This window comes from Paenibacillus sp. PCH8 (genome assembly GCF_002968835.1).
GTDB lineage: Bacteria > Bacillota > Bacilli > Paenibacillales > Paenibacillaceae > Paenibacillus.
On the sequence record NZ_PKQK01000003.1, the window covers coordinates 191612 to 209059 of the forward strand.

Genomic DNA, 17448 nt, shown 5'->3' on the forward strand with positions numbered 1-17448 from the left:
GGCTTTTTTATGTTATCGGTACAAGTACATGTTCCTATTCCCGCCCATATGTATATCCAAAAAAAGAACATGGAGTTAAAACTTGAATAGGAAGCATTGAAAGGACTGTTTCACATTTCTTGAACCAAATGACTCGAGAAGAGATACACCCGGGTGGATAAGCTAACGCCTAGTATTGAGCCCAATCCGTTAAACCAACTAATTAGAATACCTAATTCTGAAAAATAGGAAGGAACCTTTTTCAGTTGTTAACACCCAATAGTTACATTTTGGTTCCTATCTAATAAAAAGGTGCCTACTTTTCAAGTAGCATGAGAAATTTTAAGATAAAAAGAAAGGTGGTTAAACCGATTAAGTTGGAGATTAAACGAAAGTAATTGAGGGGATGGTAACATCATGCCGATTGAAATCAAAGACATTGTGTCTAAGAAAATATTGAGTGAAGTAAAGGGTTATCTAGATATTGGTTTTACTCATTCACTAAATCCCTATACGGGTTGTGCGTTTGCTTGCGAATACTGTTACGTCAGAGAAATGCCTATTCAAAAGTTTAAGGATATTCCTTGGGGAATGTGGGTAGATATCAAAAAAAATGCAGCAGAAAACTATCTAAGGGAAGTCTCTCTTCTAAGACGCAAAAATAAACCCATAAGTATATTTATGTCATCAGCCACAGATCCTTATCAACCTGTAGAGCAGAGGGCAAACATTACAAGAAGCCTATTGGAAGAAATGGATAAAAACCCACCAGATTCACTTCAAATTCAAACTAGAAGCCCTCTGGTTGCCAGAGACCTTGATGTACTACTGAAATTAAAGGAAAAATGTCAAATTCTGGTTTCCATGACAATCGAGACAGATCGCGAAGACGTGAAACGAATTTTTTCACCCTATGCTCCTGGAATAAATTTAAGATTTAAAGCCTTGAAAAAGATACATGATGCAGGGATACATACACAAGTATCTATTTCCCCTGCGCTACCTTTTTCACCTAATTTCGCTAACATGATACAAGGCATAGCTGATCGAATTTGGATTGATACGTTACTGATTGGTGATGGTCAAATGGGGATGAGATCCGAGCGTTTAGGGATGCCAAAATTATTTGATGCGAACGGCTGGGACAAATGGTATGAGAAAAGAATTCATCTGAAAGTGGAAAAATATTTTAAGGCAAGGTTTCCATCTGAAATCATTCATGTATCCAAAAACAACGCATATCCATTTTGATTTTATATAGCCATTCATTTTATGAGGATCTTGCCCGGTTTTTCTTCATGCAATAGAAATATTGCAGAAACTGGTGTTAGAAGATCAACTTTCTCTTACGAATCAATGGAGGACGCATGAGCCCTCCATTGACTTAACTTGAAGATGAAAATACTTGCTTTAAGATTCCATGGAAATAATAGAGGAGCTTATTTTATTTTGAAATAACCGTGGAGTAACAATTTGACATCATTCACTTTGATGAATATCGTTTGGAAGTTACTCATTGAGTTTCTGGTACCCGAGTCCCCATGTTTCCATAGAGAATATAATTGGCTTCAGTGAATTTCCTAAATCACTTAAACTGTATTCGACTCTCGGAGGGACTTCTGCAAAAACAGTACGAATGACTATTCCATCCTCTTCCATTGAACGTAAATTTTCAGTGAGAACCTTTTGACTGATCTCCGGGATACTTTTACGAAGTTCTCCGAATCGTTGAGTTCCCTTCAAAAGATCCCTCATAACCAATAACTTCCACTTGTTACCTATCAAGCCAACAGTCGTTGCGACGGGACACAACGGCAACTCTTTTTTTGAAATCACTACATTATCGCCTCCAATAGTTACTATTAGGTTCCTATATAACAAAAAGGTGCCTACTTTCAAAACCAATACATTGCTTATATTATAATTCTGTCGATGAAAAATCAAATGAAAATGAATGAGAGGAGGAGGGAGTTTGCAAGAAAGTTTATGGATGCAACTGAGTGACTATTTTTCGAATCATATGTTAACGTTCTTGAATTCTTGGAAAGAGCATTTAGAGATCAGTTTATTGGCATTGATGGGTTCTACACTTATCGGAGTTACATTAGGTACCTTATCAACTAAATACGGTCGTTCCGAAAAATGGATCCTTTCGTTATTTCAAACATTACGAATCGTTCCCAGCCTAGCGATCTTACTTCTGTTGCTTCCTATCATGGGTACTGGAATTAGGCCGGCCCTTGTCGCTCTCATTATTTTAGGAATCCCTCCTATCTTAATGAATACAGTATCCGGGTTACAAAGTGTGTCCATGTCTTTACTTGAATCTGCACAAGGTGTAGGAATGTCTGAACGACAAATTAGATGGAAAATCCAATTTCCAGTGGCTGGACCATTAATTTTGACAGGGATTAAAACCGCTGCGATTGAAATTATCGCCAGCGCTACTTTGGCTGCCAAAATTGGAGCTGGTGGATTAGGAGAGATCATTTTTACCGGTTTAGGACTCAATCGAACGGATTTACTTTTAATTGGTGGTATCTCAGTAGCGATTCTGGCTATTGGGATAGGCTTCATTTTAGATCTGTCTGAACGTGTATTGTTTAGATATAAATTCTTGCAAAGGTAGGGTCCACACAAATGAAAAAGAACATAAAGAAAAAAATACTTTTAACCATTTCAATCACACTTGTTTTGTCCATCATTTTGAGCGCATGCGGTAATAAAACGAATAATAATGGAGCGACAATACGAATTGGTTCAAAAGACTTCACTGAGAATTTAATTGTTGGAGAGCTATATGCTTTGGCTTTGGAGAACGCGGGGTACCAAGTAGAGCGAGTTCCTAATATTGCGGGTTCCATCATTCATTCATCGATTGTTAATAACGATATCGATATGTATCCAGAGTACACAGGTACGGGTTTGTTGGCCGTTTTAAAAATGGGTTTGATAACAGATCCGGATGAAGTGTATACAACAGTCAAAGAAGAGTACAAAAAGCAATTCAATATCACATGGCTCGATTATTCAAAAGCAAATGATGGAGCGGGTCTCGTTATTCGAACGGAAGTATCACAAAAATTAGGGATCAAGACCATTACTGACTTGCAAAAACATGCCGGTGAGATTCGATTTGCTTCCCAAGGAGAGGTTGACCAGCGCGCTGACGGTATTCCAGCATTAGAGAAAGTGTATGGCAAGCTCCATTGGAAATCATCCAAAGTATATGATAACAGTTTGAAATATGCAGTGCTTAGAAACAACGAGGCTGATGTTGCGCCCGCATATACCACTGAAGGTCAGTTGGTAAACAAAGACGAGTTCACCCTATTGGAAGATGACAAACAAGTATGGCCACCTTATAACTTGGCGCCTGTTATCCGTGATAATGTGCTCTCAACGGATCCCGGCATCGCTGAAGTGATCAACAAGGTTAGTTCGGTATTGGATACAGACACCATAACCGCACTAAACGCAAAAGTGGACGTAGACAAAGAAGAATATGAAGATGTAGCAAAAGAATTTTATGATTCCATTAAATAAGGATGGCGTTAACATGAATCCAACAGCAATCGAATTCCATGATGTGAGCAAAACATATTCAGATTCCAATGAATTTGCAGTTGATCATGTGAACTTGTCGATAAGTGAAGGGGAGTTTATTACAATCCTCGGCTCCTCTGGATCAGGAAAAACAACTTTATTGAAGATGGTGAATCGGCTTAACGATCCTTCCCACGGGATTATTAAAATATTTGGGGAGGATATCGCTGGAGTTGATCCTGTAAAACTTAGAAGAAAAATTGGCTATGTTATTCAGCAAGTAGGCTTGTTCCCCCACATCAATATTGAACAAAATATAGCTACTGTTCCTCGTCTTTTGAAATGGGACAAAAAGAAAATCGAAGAACGGGTACAAGAATTGTTAGCTTTGGTTGGGTTAGATTCAGAGAACTTCAAACGACGTTATCCTTCACAATTGTCCGGAGGCCAGCAACAGAGAATCGGTCTTGCACGAGCATTAGCAACCGATCCCAATATTATGCTGCTGGATGAACCCTTTGGGGCCTTGGACGCTATTACGCGCTTAAATCTCCAGGATGAACTCTTGAAGATTCATGGGGGAATGAAAAAAACCTTTTTGTTTGTGACTCATGATATTAATGAAGCATTCAAGATGGGAACCAGGGTTATGATTATGAATCAGGGTAAGGTTTGCCAGTTCGATACCCCGAGAGAAATTGTAACTCATCCTGCAGATGATTTTGTGTACTCACTTATTCAGTCTTCGAAGGAGCAAGGACGCTTCTGGGGGAACTTAACATGATCGACTATGCCATTAAACATCCGGATAAGTTGGTACAAGCATTATTGGAGCATGTGGAGATCCTCATTCTGACCATGCTGCTCTCTGTGATCATTGCAATCGTTTTAACCATCTTAGCTCTGGCCTCTGATAAGGTATCTAGAACACTCATTTACATGTTTTCAATCTTGTATTCCATTCCGAGCTTGGCATTGTTTGCAATCATGATCCCTGTGACCGGATTGGGGAAAACGACAGCCATTACCGTGCTCATTGCCTATAACCAATATATTCTTCTACGTCAGTTCATTGCAGCTTTGAATCATGTTGAACCATCTGTTATTGAAGCTGCTACAGGGGTCGGTATGAGCCGATTTCAGATCTTACTTCAAGTCCAGGTACCCTTAGCAATCAAGCCTCTATTTACAGGCCTTCGACTTGCTTCGGTAACAACCATTAGCATGGCAACCATCGCTGCCTTCATTAATGCAGGAGGGCTAGGTACGATATTGAACGATGGATTACGGACCATGAATATCGATAAAATTTTGTGGGGGGGCTTATTGTCAGCAGGACTTGCCATTGTGACGAACGCAATATTCATGCTGTTTGAGAAACAAATACATTTGAGATCGGGGAGATAAATAATGAAGGCAGTTATATTGGAAAGGGTCTGTACCCCACAAGAACTACAAATAACAGATGTACCTATTCCTATAGTCAAACCTGGGTGGGTACTTGTAAAAATCAGGGCGTTTGGAATAAATCGCTCCGAAATGTTCACTAGACAGGGGCATTCACCGTCCGTTCAATTCCCGCGTATTATTGGGATCGAATGCGTAGGGGAGATTGAAGACCCTTCAGATAGCACATTTATAAAGGGAACGACCGTCGCTTCATTAATGGGAGGGTTAGGCCGTGCATTTGATGGAAGTTATGCTGAATATGCACTTATACCTTCGGACCAAGTGTATTCTATTCCTAGCGATATGAAATGGACTGAACTTGCAGCGATACCGGAAATGTATTATACCGCGTATGCATCCTTATTTGAATGTCTTCAATTGACTTCAGGAGAGATGCTACTTATTCGTGGTGGGACAAGTTCCGTAGGCTTAGCAGCACTTCAACTAGCTAAGAGTGTAGGAGCAACAGTTATATCAACGACTCGGGACAAAGAGAAATTTGTACTTCTCCAACAAGCTGGAGCAGACTATGCACTGCTCGATAATGAGCATTTGAGAGAACAGGTGTACGCTATTGCTCCAAATGGGGTAAACAAGGTTCTAGAGTTGGTTGGTACAACGACTGTAAAGGAGTCCTTGCAATTCATCTCAGAACGAGGGATTTGTTGCATGTCAGGAATATTAGGAAATGAATGGACTCTTGATGCCTTTGAACCTTTAGTGGATATACCCACAGGTGTATATTTCACAGCGTTCATTAGTGAAGTTATCAAAGAAAGTACACTGATCTCTTTATTTGAGCATATCCAAAAACACGGTATAGTCCCACCTATTGCCCGAGTCTTTACACTCGGGGAGATTGGAAAGGCACATCTTTTAATGGAAAGCAACACTGCAAACGGTAAGATCGTTATATCCAATGACATTTTAGAGACGAATGATAATTTCTCTGCAACCTAATGATAAAATAATAGTTACAAAAAGGTTCCTATGCAACATTAAGGTGCCTACTTACCAATTATCTAAAGTAGAGATAAAATTTAAGTGAGGGTATATGCTCACGAAAATAGAAAGGGGTTTAAATATGACGATTACAGAAAACAAACAATTGATGTATCGTTTCACGAACTTCATTAATACGGCAAGTAAAGAACTTGCTGAAGAATTGATTGCTCCAGATGCTGTTTTTTATGTACCTATGCAAAAAGAACCAATGCTTGGTCCAAGTGGTTATCTCTCCATAATTCATATGATGAGATCTGGTTTTTCCGATATACAATGGACTGTTAAGGAGCTGGTAGCAGAAGGGGATCTAACAGCAGCTCATTTTGTCATGAAGGGCACACAAGACGGAGTGTTTCTCGGGTTTCCACCAACGGGGAAAAAAATTGAAGTAAAGGCAATGAATTTTTATCGGATCTCTAATGGACAAATTATTGAAGAGTATGGTCAACCCGATATGCTTGGCTTGCTCCAACAAATAGGGGCAATTCCAAAGGCATAAGTAGTCTAAATTGTTATTTTATGAGTGACTTGGGAATCAGTGTGATACAGCACTATCAGTACAATGTAAAATAGTACAAACGAAATGGTAAAGAACGTCCAAATGAAGAAAACCGTATTTTTGACGAGTCATACTCATCAAGAATACGGTTTTCTTTATTTGGAATATCCTTGATACTCCTCTCATTACTGTGAATGGTGGCTAATGCAGGCTCGCCGGAATGGCAGGATAGATTAAATTAACACTTTTCAACAACCATCTTAGTTTACATTTGTAAATTACGCGGTTTAAAAATAAAGAAGGACATTCAGATTAACTTAAAAAAAGTTGTTTTTATCGATTAAAACGCCATTAAATGTGCAAATGTAAACAATTTGTAGAGTTTACTATGTTGAAATGTGTGCAATGTATCAAAAATACTTTGACAAATGAAAACAAATGGATTATTTTGTTAGTGAGGAATGTATTTTAAACACATTAAGGCATGTGATCCTATTCGTAAGAAAAAATGTTTAAATATTACTTTTTTTCAGATTATAAATTGCCTCAAGGGAGAGTGAACAAAATTAAAAAAGTACATTTATCCGGTGAAAATAGTATCAGCAAAGGGCCAGAAAACAATATTTATAAAAATGAATACAGACCGCAAATACATTATTCACCTAAGGAAAATTGGATGAACGATCCTAACGGAATGGTTTATTACGAAGGAGAATATCACCTTTTCTACCAACATACACCTCATGATACGCAGCCTGACTTCGGCAGAATGCATTGGGGTCATGCGGTAAGTAATGATTTAGTACATTGGGCCGAACTTCCACCAGCTATCCCGCCTGGGGAAGATGGAGCGATCTTTTCGGGAAGTGCAGTAGTCGATAAGAACAATACAAGCGGATTCTTCAAGGAAGCGGGATCAGGATTGGTTGCAATTTATACGAATGATGGCAACAGCGCTCAGCCCGGTAAACCACAGGTTCAAAGCATCGCATACAGCAAAGATAAAGGTCGAACCTGGTCAAAATACGAAGGTAACCCTGTTTTATTCCCCAAAGAAACGCTAGACTTTCGGGATCCAAAGGTATTCTGGCATGAAGAATCTTCAAACTGGGTAATGGTTCTTGCTGTAAGAGACCGTGTAGAATTTTACACATCTTCGAATCTTAAAGATTGGTCCTTTGCAAGTGATTTCGGTTCCGATATTCCAGGTATCCATCGTGGAATATTCGAATGTCCTGAGGTATTTGAAATCCAAGTGGATGAGGACCCTAATACCACAAAGTGGATTCTGATACTAAGTGTCGGAGATAGAAATGGCGTAAATCCAAACGATTCAGAACCACCCGCAGGCGGTTCTGGCATGATGTATTTTATTGGTGACTTTGATGGGAATTTTTTTAAACTAGATGAAACCTTGGACTCTATTGATACAATCAGATGGATAGATTACGGATCTGACTTTTACGCAGCCGTGACCTGGGATAATATCCCGAATGAGGACGGGCGAAAAATTTGGGTCGGCTGGATGAACAATTGGCGTTATGCTTCCACTCTTCCTTCCAAGGAATGGCGTGGCCACATGTCAATCCCACGCGAGATTCAGCTTAGGACGTATTCGGAAGGTCTTCGCTTAACTCAAGCACCCGTAACAGAGTTAAATCAACTTAGAAGACCGATTCTGTCTCTGCAAGACATTACGATTAAACCAGATATGAACGTTTTGTCTGCTGTTTCTGCTGCAAAGATTGAAATTATTGCGGAATTTGAAATCGGTACTGCAACAGAATTCGGGTTCAAGGTGCGAAAATCTTCCTCTTTCGATCAGGAGACAGTCATCGGATATACTGTCTTGAATGAGGAGTTGTTTGTCGACCGGACGAAGTCGAACACCGTTGATTTCCATCCCGATTTTGCTGCAAAACATAAGGCCCTTATGAAGCCAGAGCATGAAAGGATACAGTTGAGTATCTATGTTGATTGGTCTAGTGTAGAGGTCTTTGGTAACAATGGAACAACAATTATTTCAGACATGATTTTCCCGCATTTGGAAAGTAGCGGACTAGAGCTCTATACTCTTGGCGGAGAACTAAAGGTCATATCACTTCAAATCAATGATCTCATAAGCATTTGGGGAAATGAGAGTATTTAGATTTTAGCAATGGCTTGATTCGATGAAACGCTGTTTGACACTAAAGTCAAATTCTCTACCTAAGGGGGTTCCTAATTGCGAGCCAAGATATTACCAATGAAATATCCGGCCATCACCTCGTGGCAATGGCAGGCAAATACGTTTGCCATCCTAGCCAATTACCCGCAAGCCAAGCCGTGGATCATGACACATTTCATTCCGCTCCAGCTCACATTGAATAAGGGAAGTTCCTACGTGGACTTCTATCGTACTCCTACCTTTGAATTTTGTCCTTGGTTACTTCGCCAACATTTAAATCGTCAGTTGGTTCGGCACTTCAACAAGGATATATGTACTTTTCTGATGGAATGTATAGACATGAATAATTATATTTATTTGCTACTTGATCAAGCGCAGTTTTTGGATATTGAACTTTCTTTCTCGCATGACTCATTTATTTTTGGGTATGACGAGGAGCGGGGCATATTTCATATTGCCGACTTTACATTCAAGGGTAAATACTCGTTTGAGGAAATCCCATTTGAGCAAATGAGACGCGCCTATGAAGGAATCGATGACGAAGGTGATTGGCTGTATGCGGGGAAGGGAGGCCTTTCTCTGTTACAGCTCAACGACCGAGCAGCGTATGACTTTAATCTAAACTATGTTATCGAGCAACTTGAGGACTTTTTGAATGGAGAAAGTCCCTCCGACAAATACAGGGAATTGGGCTATATAACGAATCCATGTGTATGGGGGATTAGTGTTTATAAGCAGCTCATTTTGGAGATGACGCGCATTCGAATTGGACAAAATGCGGAAGATGGACGTCCTTTTCAAGTGATCTATGACCATAAAATCTTGATGCTGGAGCGAATTGACTTCATGGATCAAGCTGGTCTTCTAGAACAAGGAAAGGAGCTTAAAGTACGTTATCAGTCCATTGCCGATGATGCCCTGATGGCGCGAAATTTGATCGTTAAATATTCCCTAACCAAAAACAAAGATACGCTCGATAAAGTGGAAGCCCTAATTAGGCGTATTCAGGCTTGTGAACAAGAGGCGATGGAACTTATGATCCACAACTTGAGCCATGCGTCAAATATGGCCCCAACGGGAGGTGATGTCTGATGTTGGAAAAACAATCATGTCTGGAACGCATCCAAAACCTTATCCATCAGAAGATACCTGACTACGATAAACAACGAACAAACGCGAATACATTACTTGCAGAGGTATGGATTCAAATGGATTCTATGCAGATGATTACATTCGTCGTGGAGCTCGAAACCGAATTCCGACTCGAGCTTCCGGACGAACTGGTGGGAAACATGACTGCCAGTCATTTAACAATCGGAGACCTGGCTGATCTTATTAAAAATTCTCAGGAACAAGTCTAGCAAACGGTATTTGCTCCGGTACGCTCATCGCATGCAGTCTGAAGCAATATGTGTTTGGATCGAGCTGAAGTTCCGGCGGATGGCACGAATGGGCATGCCGAATCACTTGTCTAAGCATCTCCCACCGAGAATTCCATAGAAGACCAATCTGGGAGCGGTACGCTAGAATGGCGGCAGTCTTCTGCTTTAAACAACATCTTGGAAGTGAATTATAGACTGGGTGAAGGTGGCATGCTAGCTCGATTTCCCATTGCGTATCCTGACCATAGTTTAAATAGGGCAGATCTTCGTAGTAGATCAAGCGGGCAGTGACTTCCAATTCAATATTACTTCGTATAGCCTGCTCGGATGCAATTCGCACAATACCATGATCCACATGTCTTCCGATTGCAAGAGGAATATAGATCCGCTCGTAATCAGTAAGACTGAGGCGTGTCGACAGCACCTCTGCTACCTCAGAAATGACGTCCAACTCAGTCTCGTAGTTTCCACGGAACAGGTCATCCAGCTTTGTATATGAGGGAGCACCGCTGTGGTCTTTACGATAAATAGATTCCTGCAGGTCCAGATGAATCGTGTCCACACCCAGAAGGCCGCATGCATTAATGTCCTCTTCCCGGCGCACTTTCATTACGTTGGAGCTAAGCCCGAATTTTTTGTGCAGGATGCGGGCAAGTAGAGATAGATCTGTACCAGTACCAGTACCAGTGAAGACAGTTGCTACGGTCACCCTCTGACCAGCACGAACAAGCGAATCGATATAATCTCCACAAGAAATAATAGCATCGTCCAGATGGGCAGAAATAAATAGATAATGGTTATTCAAGGCTTTAAGCCCTCCTTATAAAATTAAACATTTAACTATTATACTATTTATTTGAATTAATGTAATAAATATATATAAAATAAATAATAAAACTACTATTTGAAAGGGTGACGTTTATGTTTGAAACATTGAAAAAAATTATTGCAACTGTGCTTGAGGATGACTCGCTTCGTGAAACTCTCACACTGGAAAGCGACTTGATCAACGAGGTCGAATTAGATTCCCTTCAGATGATAACATTTATTCTCGGCGTTGAAGATGCTTTCGGGGTAGAGATCGTATATGAGGACCTGGATTTGGAGTACCTGCGCTCAATCGAAGCCTTCATGGCTTTCTTGAATCGCATGAATCAAGAGGTCGTATAGTATGTTGTTTGCTAGCACCTTTGATTCGGAAACCTATTGGCGTGAAGAAGGAAGTAGCAGGTTGCCATTTATTCCTGATCCGTCAAGGTCTCGCACAGTAATGGCTATGGATGAATTGTTGGTTGCCTTATGCGGTCCGGAAGATACATTGTTGACCCGCTTTGAGATGGATGAGGCGCACAAGGCATATTTGTCGCACATCGGCTTACATTTTACACAACTTAGCGCGAATGTCCCGATACATGAACCAAATCTATTTCGGGCTCTGAGCGAAATTCCGGAGACCGACGGGCGGCTGAAGCTGTTTAACGAAATGACTCCCTTTTCGGTTCTACCTTACGTTCACGAACTTCTCAACAAGTACAACTATACGAGCAGGCTGCCTATGCTTTCAGACGTTAAACGAGTAAATTCTAAGTTGTATTCCGCCGATCTTGCCAAGAGACTGCTCGGTAGTTCCTACAGCCATCCTGTGTTGAGCGCAGATGAATTGGCTACAGTAGGGCGGGAGCTTATGGAGTTATCGAATGGGATATTGATAAAAGACCCCTTTGGTGTTGCTGGTAAAGGCAACATGCTGCTTAAAACCAATACATCCTTGGAGCGTATAGTCAGCTACTTGCGCAAACAAGAGCAAGTCGGTTCCTCAACGGCATTTCTTGTCGAGCCGTTCCTTGACGTGGAATATGATTTTTCCTGCCAATTTTCGATTGATGAGAGCGGATCGTACCAGATCATCGGCTTGCAACAAATCATCAACCGGCAGTTTGCTTATGTGGGATCGCAAGTGATGCAGGAAACGAATAGCCAGACGCTTATATTGAAAGGTTATTTTGATGTCATAGAGAAGCTTGCTTCGTCCCTAAACAAGGATGGGTATTTCGGCCATGTTTGTGTTGACTCCATGATACTTAGGGACGGCACTCTTGTACCGATTGTAGAAATCAACGCTCGTCAATCTATGGGACTGATCAGTCATCGGCTCGGGCAACGGTTGGAAAATGGGAAATACGGAACATTTACGTTCCGAGCGGTAGGCAGTCGCCATCGCTTTGATTACGGGCAGTGGTTGCGTCAACTGAATGATGACGGCATTCTATACCCTAATAATGCAGGCGAGGGCATCGTCCCACTTTCCCCGGCTTGCTTGTTTGCTGGCTATGGAGAATCGGATTACCCAAAGGCGTTAAGCGAAGGGAGTTTCATCAAGGGTAGGCTTTATTTATTTGTAATCGCGCGAGATGTGCAGGAGCATGAAAGGTTGATCAGCATGCTAAGGGAGCGTTTTGAAGCCCATGGAGGAAAGTGGTATGGATAATCATTTGAAGCCTTGTGTCACTATACTCGGATCAGGTAACTCACTAGGCGTGTACATACCTGCCGTACAGCTAGGCATTCACTTGGACCGTTCTGGCATTTTGAACGAAGTCTGTGTGCTCGAAAATGTATATATCGACGAGGTAAAGAACAAGGTGCCGACTTATCGTAAGGCCTTTCATGATAATTTCGCCATCGCCCGGAAGAGTGTGGAATTGGCTCGCGATATTACGGATTGCCTGGATCCCATCAAGGTACAGCTACTGCTGGAAGATTGGTTCCGTGAGCGCCGGACGTCGTTCATTTCGTTGACTGGGTTCTGGATTCCGATTTTGGAACAATATGAGCGGTTTGTTGGAACTCCGCTAGAGGTCGACATGCTCCATCTCGATACTGCGCTTTCGCCATCTTATTTGGTCTATGGATCTCGAAGCAAGCGGTATAACCACATTTGGTTTTACGATCCGGCCAAGAAGAGCTTCGAGTTACAAATTCCGATAACGGACGAGGCACCGATCCCTTTTCACCAGCGAGAAGAGAGGGTGCTGGCCCATGGTGGCGGCTGGGGAATTGGGACTTACCCGCAGGCTGTTCGAGACCTGCTTGAAGACGGTATGAAGTTGGATGTTCTGGCTTATTTCGATGAAGATATCCAGCCTAATGCACGCATTTGCTATTATCGAAACGACCCCTTGTGGAGTCCATGGCTGAGGAATGAACGAGGGAGATTCGGTTTTCCTCCAATTGCCCAGATTCAAGATGGAGAGAGGCCCATTTATTTAGACAGCGAAATGGTTCACCCACTATTCGAACGAATTCGCCGATGCAAAGCCATTGTTAGTAAGCCGGGGGGCTATTCCTTAATGGAATCATTCGCTGCTGCAACACCTATGGTTTTTCTTGAGCCCTTTGGAAGGCATGAAGCTGACAATGCTGATTATTGGATTAAACAAGGATTTGGCGTGTCCTTTCTGGATTGGAAGACGCAGGGATTCGACATCGAGATATTAGAACGGGCTCATTGTAATCTACTAAACGCCCGCGAGCATTGCAAAACTTATGGAGGTGTAAATAATGCAGCCAAAAACGACTCGAAAATTCGATGAACGTGTGTTTAACGATTTGAAGCGTACAATTATGAATATGTCCAGGGTCAGTCGGCTTCGAGCTACCGATAGTCGCTATGCAATGGATATCCCAGAAGATATCGGGATCAAGCTAAACAACGGGTGCAACTTGCGCTGCAAGCATTGCTATGAGTGGAACACGGATGGTTTTCACTGGGACATGTCTAAAGAGGAGCAAGGTAAAGAAATCGATGTCGCGTTAGTCGATAAGCTCCTTGCCTTTACACATGAGAAGAAGTCGAAAGTCTATCTTTGGGGCGGAGAGCCATTGTACCATAGCAAGTTCGATCAAATTGCGAGTCTGCTAGAACACGATCAGCGGACGACGACGATTTGTACAAACGCAATTCTTCTGGAGGAAAAGTTAGATTCATTACTCAAGATCGGCGATGGGCTCGTCGTTTTAGCAAGTCTGGAGGGATTCGAGACTGAGAACGACGCAATTCGGGGCAGAGGAACCTACAAAAAGGTAGTTCGTGCCATAGAACGTCTCCTGGAGTTGCAACGGCAGGGCATTTTTAAGGGCAGAGTGTCCGTCAGCTTGACGATGAATGATCTGATGATTCCAAAAATGTTTGATTTTATGAAGTTTTTCGAGGAGATGGGCGTGGATTCGGTTTACTTTGTATATCCGTGGTATATCGCACCCGAGTCTGCTCAGGAGATGGACAATTTCTTCATCAAAGAGTTTGATTGGTTGGATCCAATCCGTCAGGGCAGCTGCAGTTGGCATTCATTCACTTATCGCCTTTCTGGCGACAAGGTGGGTGCACTTAAGGAGGAGGTTCGTCGTGTCTCTGAGCACACATGGGGAAGCAGAGTTCGGTTTATGCCCGCATTGGAGCAAGACGAGATAGAAGATTTTGTCACTGGCGTGCAGAGAACCGGGATGAAGCGGAAGGAATGCTTGGCGATCTCTACACGAATGGATGTTTTGCCAAGCGGAAGCGTCACTCCGTGCAAGTTCTTTCCCGAGATGGCAGTCGGCAACATCCGTGATGTGGATGTGAAGGAGGTTTGGCATGGAGAAAATTTCGCCAAACACCGAGAGGTATTAGCCTGCGGACTGATGCCGGTTTGTTCCCGATGCGGGTTACTTTATCATTATGGCCGTTAAACGTAATCGGCCACCTTCTAAGTCCATTTTATATGTTGAGGGGGAGCGCAATTGACAGCGATCCAGGTGGTGCAGTTAGCTAAAAACTTCACCTATTACACAAAAGAGGTAGGAATGCTTCATTCCATTAAAAACCTTTTTTATCGAAAAAGTTTGACTAAAGAAGCGGTGAAGAACATCTCCTTTTCGATTGAAGAGGGGGAGATGGTTGCTTTCCTTGGACCTAACGGGGCAGGCAAAACGACGACACTGAAAATGCTCTCTGGCATTTTGCATCCAACTAGTGGCGAGCTTACCGTATTGGGCTACAAGCCTTATGAGCGAAATAAGGAATTTAAGAAGCAGTTCGCTATTGTAATGGGGCAGAAGAGTCAACTATGGGTTGACTTGCCCGCAGCAGAATCCATTTTGTTAAACAAATATATCTATCAGGTTGACGATCAGCACTACAAACAAACACTAAATGAACTGATTGAACTGTTGGATGTCAAGCACATTATGAATGTCCAAGTAAGGCGTTTATCGCTTGGAGAGCGGATGAAGATGGAGCTCCTTGCGGCGCTTATTCATAAACCGAAGCTGCTTTTCCTGGATGAGCCGACGATCGGGCTCGATATTGTTACTCAGAGAAAGGTGCGGGAGTTCTTGAAGTTTTACAATGAACAGCATAGGACAACGATTATTTTGACAAGTCATTACATGAAGGATATCGAGGATCTGTGCAAGCGGACAATTATCATCAATGATGGCAGGCTCGTCTTTGACGGGGATCTGAAGCGAATCGACGATGTCTTAAACGACACGAAAATCATACATTTGAAATTTAAGCAACACGTATCGACTGGACAGCTTGAGGTATACGGGAAGGTGCGCCAAGCGGACGGATTTCAGGCCACGCTAGAGATAAGTAAAGAACGTATTAGCATGGCTTCCAGGGATTTGCTTGCACACTACCCGGTTGAAGATATTACGATCGAAGATATTCCCATTGAGGAAGTCGTTGTATCCTTGTATCAGCGGGATCATAGGGTATCCGGATGAGTGCCTTTCCCAAATACGTGCGTGTGTTCCAGTTGGGCGTTCAGTCTTCGCTCGAATATCGACTTGACTTTCTCTTTTCCTTAATCAGTGCATTCTTTCCAATTCTGATTCAATATTATATTTGGTCGGCGGTCTATGGAAGATCGGATTCGTCGGAATTTTTCGGATACACCTACGGCCAAATGATTTTATACACCATAACAGCAGCCATCGTAACGAAAATTGTGACAACGGATATAGGACAAAACGTGGCCACCGAGATCAAGGATGGTGGATTGAATAAATATTTGGTTCAACCTGTCAGTTTTTTCGCTCTGAAGCTGTTCACGATGCTGGGGCAAAAGATTTTCTTTTTTTCAGTCATGCTATGTATCTTGCTGTTTACACTTTTTTACTTGACCGGAACTTATGATATACAGATTCCATTGATACACATTCTACTATTTATGGTGTCGATGGTTATGTCTTTGTTGTTAAACTTTCTCATCTCCTATACGCTCGCCGCTGTTGCCTTTATGCTGTCGGAAATCTCATATTTTTTTGAAATGACCGGCTTATTTGTCATCATTTTAAGTGGAGGCGTTTTTCCGATCGAGGTGTTTGGTAAGACCATAAATACGATTCTAGATTACTTGCCATTCAAATATACGATCCATTTTCCTGCTAATGTTATAAACGGCAGATTGTCCATGGACGAGGCAGTACAAGGCATTGGGATGCAGTTCTTCTGGATGATCGCGCTGGTGGCCTTTTCACGGCTCGTATGGCGCGCTGGAATGAAGAAGTATCTCGGATTGGGGGCTGACCAGTGACAAGATGGCTGGGGACGTTTCGAAATTATCTGATGATTTACTCTTTGTTCATTAAGAACTGCTTTATTGCTCAAATGGAATACCGGACGAACTTCATACTCGGGATTGCCGTGGAGATTGCTTACTTATTTTCGAAGCTGCTTTACGTCGTCGTAGTCTATGAGACGGACTTACATATCGGTTCAATCACGCCTGATGGTATCTTGATGTTTGTTGGCACATACACAATTATGACAGGGCTCTATTCCGGTTTGTTTTTTCCTAATTTCGTCCGGGTATCCGAGTATATACGCAGCGGGACGTTGGATCTGCTTATGGTTAAGCCAATTTCACTACAGTTTTTGGTTTCGCTGCGCTATATCGATCTTGGGATGCCCATTCCGAATTTCATCGCGGGTGGAACGATGGTTGTGATTAGTTGGAATGCATTAAATATCCCGGTAACCGCATGGAATTTGTTCTCATTTTCATTTTACTTGGGGACAGCGTTGATCATTACTTACTGCCTCATGTTTATCCCAGCCTTATTATCCTTCTGGCTTGTTAATACGGGAGGGCTGGCCGGGATATTCTATTCCATCTGGGATGCCAACAATATGCCAATGCCGATCTATTCACGTTTTATCCAACGAATCGGCGTGTATGTATTGCCTTTTCTCGTCATTACAAATTTTGCCCCTATGATGGTGATGAATCAGTTGACCCCTGCTTTGGCGGTATGGGGCGCTATCGTACCAATCGTGCTCCTTGTAATCGTTCGCTTCGTTTGGAGTCGGGCAATACGTAGTTATAACAGTGCAAGCGGATAAAGGCTGACAACTTCAATTAAGTTAAGGA

Annotated in this window: 19 protein-coding genes; 17 read left to right on the forward strand and 2 right to left on the reverse strand. The window is 42.2% G+C overall.

What is annotated here, in order from left to right; all coding sequences use genetic code 11:
- The first annotated feature begins 396 nt into the window (after positions 1-396).
- Complete coding sequence (locus tag C0Q44_RS18105; protein WP_105408667.1) at positions 397-1230, forward strand: SPL family radical SAM protein; 834 nt, start codon at positions 397-399, stop codon at positions 1228-1230.
- A 258-nt stretch (positions 1231-1488) separates the two neighbouring features.
- On the opposite strand, the gene C0Q44_RS18110 is transcribed toward C0Q44_RS18105, so the two are convergent.
- Positions 1489-1815: a winged helix-turn-helix transcriptional regulator gene (locus tag C0Q44_RS18110; protein WP_105408668.1), complete on the reverse strand. Its 327-nt coding sequence runs from the start codon at positions 1813-1815 to the stop codon at positions 1489-1491.
- 136 nt (positions 1816-1951) lie between these two features.
- Here C0Q44_RS18110 and C0Q44_RS18115 point away from each other — a divergent pair, with 136 nt between their 5' ends.
- The 9 genes from C0Q44_RS18115 (at position 1952) to C0Q44_RS18155 (ending at position 10006) form a co-directional block, all read left to right on the forward strand.
- Positions 1952-2608 (forward strand): ABC transporter permease, encoded by a 657-nt coding sequence (locus tag C0Q44_RS18115; protein ID WP_105408669.1) that lies wholly within the window; start codon positions 1952-1954, stop codon positions 2606-2608.
- An 11-nt stretch (positions 2609-2619) separates the two neighbouring features.
- Positions 2620-3525 (forward strand): glycine betaine ABC transporter substrate-binding protein, encoded by a 906-nt coding sequence (locus C0Q44_RS18120; protein WP_105408670.1) that lies wholly within the window; start codon positions 2620-2622, stop codon positions 3523-3525.
- Positions 3526-3538: 13 nt separating this feature from the next.
- Positions 3539-4309 (forward strand): ABC transporter ATP-binding protein, encoded by a 771-nt coding sequence (locus tag C0Q44_RS18125; RefSeq protein WP_105408671.1) that lies wholly within the window; start codon positions 3539-3541, stop codon positions 4307-4309.
- Complete coding sequence (locus tag C0Q44_RS18130; RefSeq protein ID WP_105408672.1) at positions 4306-4932, forward strand: ABC transporter permease; 627 nt, start codon at positions 4306-4308, stop codon at positions 4930-4932. The genes C0Q44_RS18125 and C0Q44_RS18130 overlap by 4 nt, the downstream gene beginning before the upstream one ends.
- Before the next feature lie 3 nt (positions 4933-4935).
- Positions 4936-5934, forward strand: coding sequence for a zinc-binding alcohol dehydrogenase family protein (locus C0Q44_RS18135; RefSeq protein ID WP_105408673.1), 999 nt, complete (start codon positions 4936-4938; stop codon positions 5932-5934).
- 124 nt (positions 5935-6058) lie between these two features.
- A complete protein-coding gene (locus C0Q44_RS18140; protein WP_105408674.1) occupies positions 6059-6478 on the forward strand; it encodes an ester cyclase in 420 nt (139 codons plus the stop codon).
- A 556-nt stretch (positions 6479-7034) separates the two neighbouring features.
- Positions 7035-8627, forward strand: coding sequence for a glycoside hydrolase family 32 protein (locus C0Q44_RS18145; protein ID WP_181151064.1), 1593 nt, complete (start codon positions 7035-7037; stop codon positions 8625-8627).
- Between the two features lie 75 nt (positions 8628-8702).
- Positions 8703-9737, forward strand: coding sequence for a hypothetical protein (locus tag C0Q44_RS18150; RefSeq protein WP_105408676.1), 1035 nt, complete (start codon positions 8703-8705; stop codon positions 9735-9737).
- Complete coding sequence (locus tag C0Q44_RS18155; RefSeq protein ID WP_105408677.1) at positions 9737-10006, forward strand: phosphopantetheine-binding protein; 270 nt, start codon at positions 9737-9739, stop codon at positions 10004-10006. Before C0Q44_RS18150 ends, C0Q44_RS18155 begins: the two co-directional genes overlap by 1 nt.
- Here C0Q44_RS18155 and C0Q44_RS18160 read toward each other — a convergent pair.
- Positions 9981-10832: a PIG-L deacetylase family protein gene (locus C0Q44_RS18160; protein WP_105408678.1), complete on the reverse strand. Its 852-nt coding sequence runs from the start codon at positions 10830-10832 to the stop codon at positions 9981-9983. The genes C0Q44_RS18155 and C0Q44_RS18160 overlap by 26 nt on opposite strands.
- 116 nt (positions 10833-10948) lie before the next feature.
- Here C0Q44_RS18160 and C0Q44_RS18165 point away from each other — a divergent pair, with 116 nt between their 5' ends.
- Genes C0Q44_RS18165 through C0Q44_RS18195 form a run of 7 tightly spaced genes read left to right on the forward strand, consistent with a single transcriptional unit; the run spans position 10949 to position 17420 of the window.
- On the forward strand, positions 10949-11197 hold the full coding sequence (locus C0Q44_RS18165) for an acyl carrier protein (protein ID WP_105408679.1): 249 nt from the start codon (positions 10949-10951) through the stop codon (positions 11195-11197).
- A gap of 1 nt (position 11198) precedes the next feature.
- Complete coding sequence (locus C0Q44_RS18170) at positions 11199-12515, forward strand: hypothetical protein (protein ID WP_105408680.1); 1317 nt, start codon at positions 11199-11201, stop codon at positions 12513-12515.
- Entirely contained in the window at positions 12508-13620 is a 1113-nt protein-coding gene (locus C0Q44_RS18175; RefSeq protein WP_105408681.1) for a hypothetical protein, read from the forward strand. Before C0Q44_RS18170 ends, C0Q44_RS18175 begins: the two co-directional genes overlap by 8 nt.
- Positions 13589-14758, forward strand: coding sequence for a radical SAM protein (locus C0Q44_RS18180; RefSeq protein WP_105408682.1), 1170 nt, complete (start codon positions 13589-13591; stop codon positions 14756-14758). The genes C0Q44_RS18175 and C0Q44_RS18180 overlap by 32 nt, the downstream gene beginning before the upstream one ends.
- 51 nt (positions 14759-14809) lie before the next feature.
- Positions 14810-15799: an ABC transporter ATP-binding protein gene (locus C0Q44_RS18185; RefSeq protein ID WP_105408683.1), complete on the forward strand. Its 990-nt coding sequence runs from the start codon at positions 14810-14812 to the stop codon at positions 15797-15799.
- Positions 15796-16611 carry an ABC transporter permease gene (locus C0Q44_RS18190; protein WP_105408684.1) on the forward strand — a complete coding sequence of 272 codons (816 nt, stop codon included), beginning with the start codon at positions 15796-15798 and terminating at the stop codon, positions 16609-16611. Before C0Q44_RS18185 ends, C0Q44_RS18190 begins: the two co-directional genes overlap by 4 nt.
- Positions 16608-17420, forward strand: a complete 813-nt coding sequence (locus tag C0Q44_RS18195; RefSeq protein ID WP_258166424.1) for an ABC transporter permease — start codon at positions 16608-16610, stop codon at positions 17418-17420. Before C0Q44_RS18190 ends, C0Q44_RS18195 begins: the two co-directional genes overlap by 4 nt.
- The last annotated feature ends 28 nt before the right edge of the window (positions 17421-17448 follow it).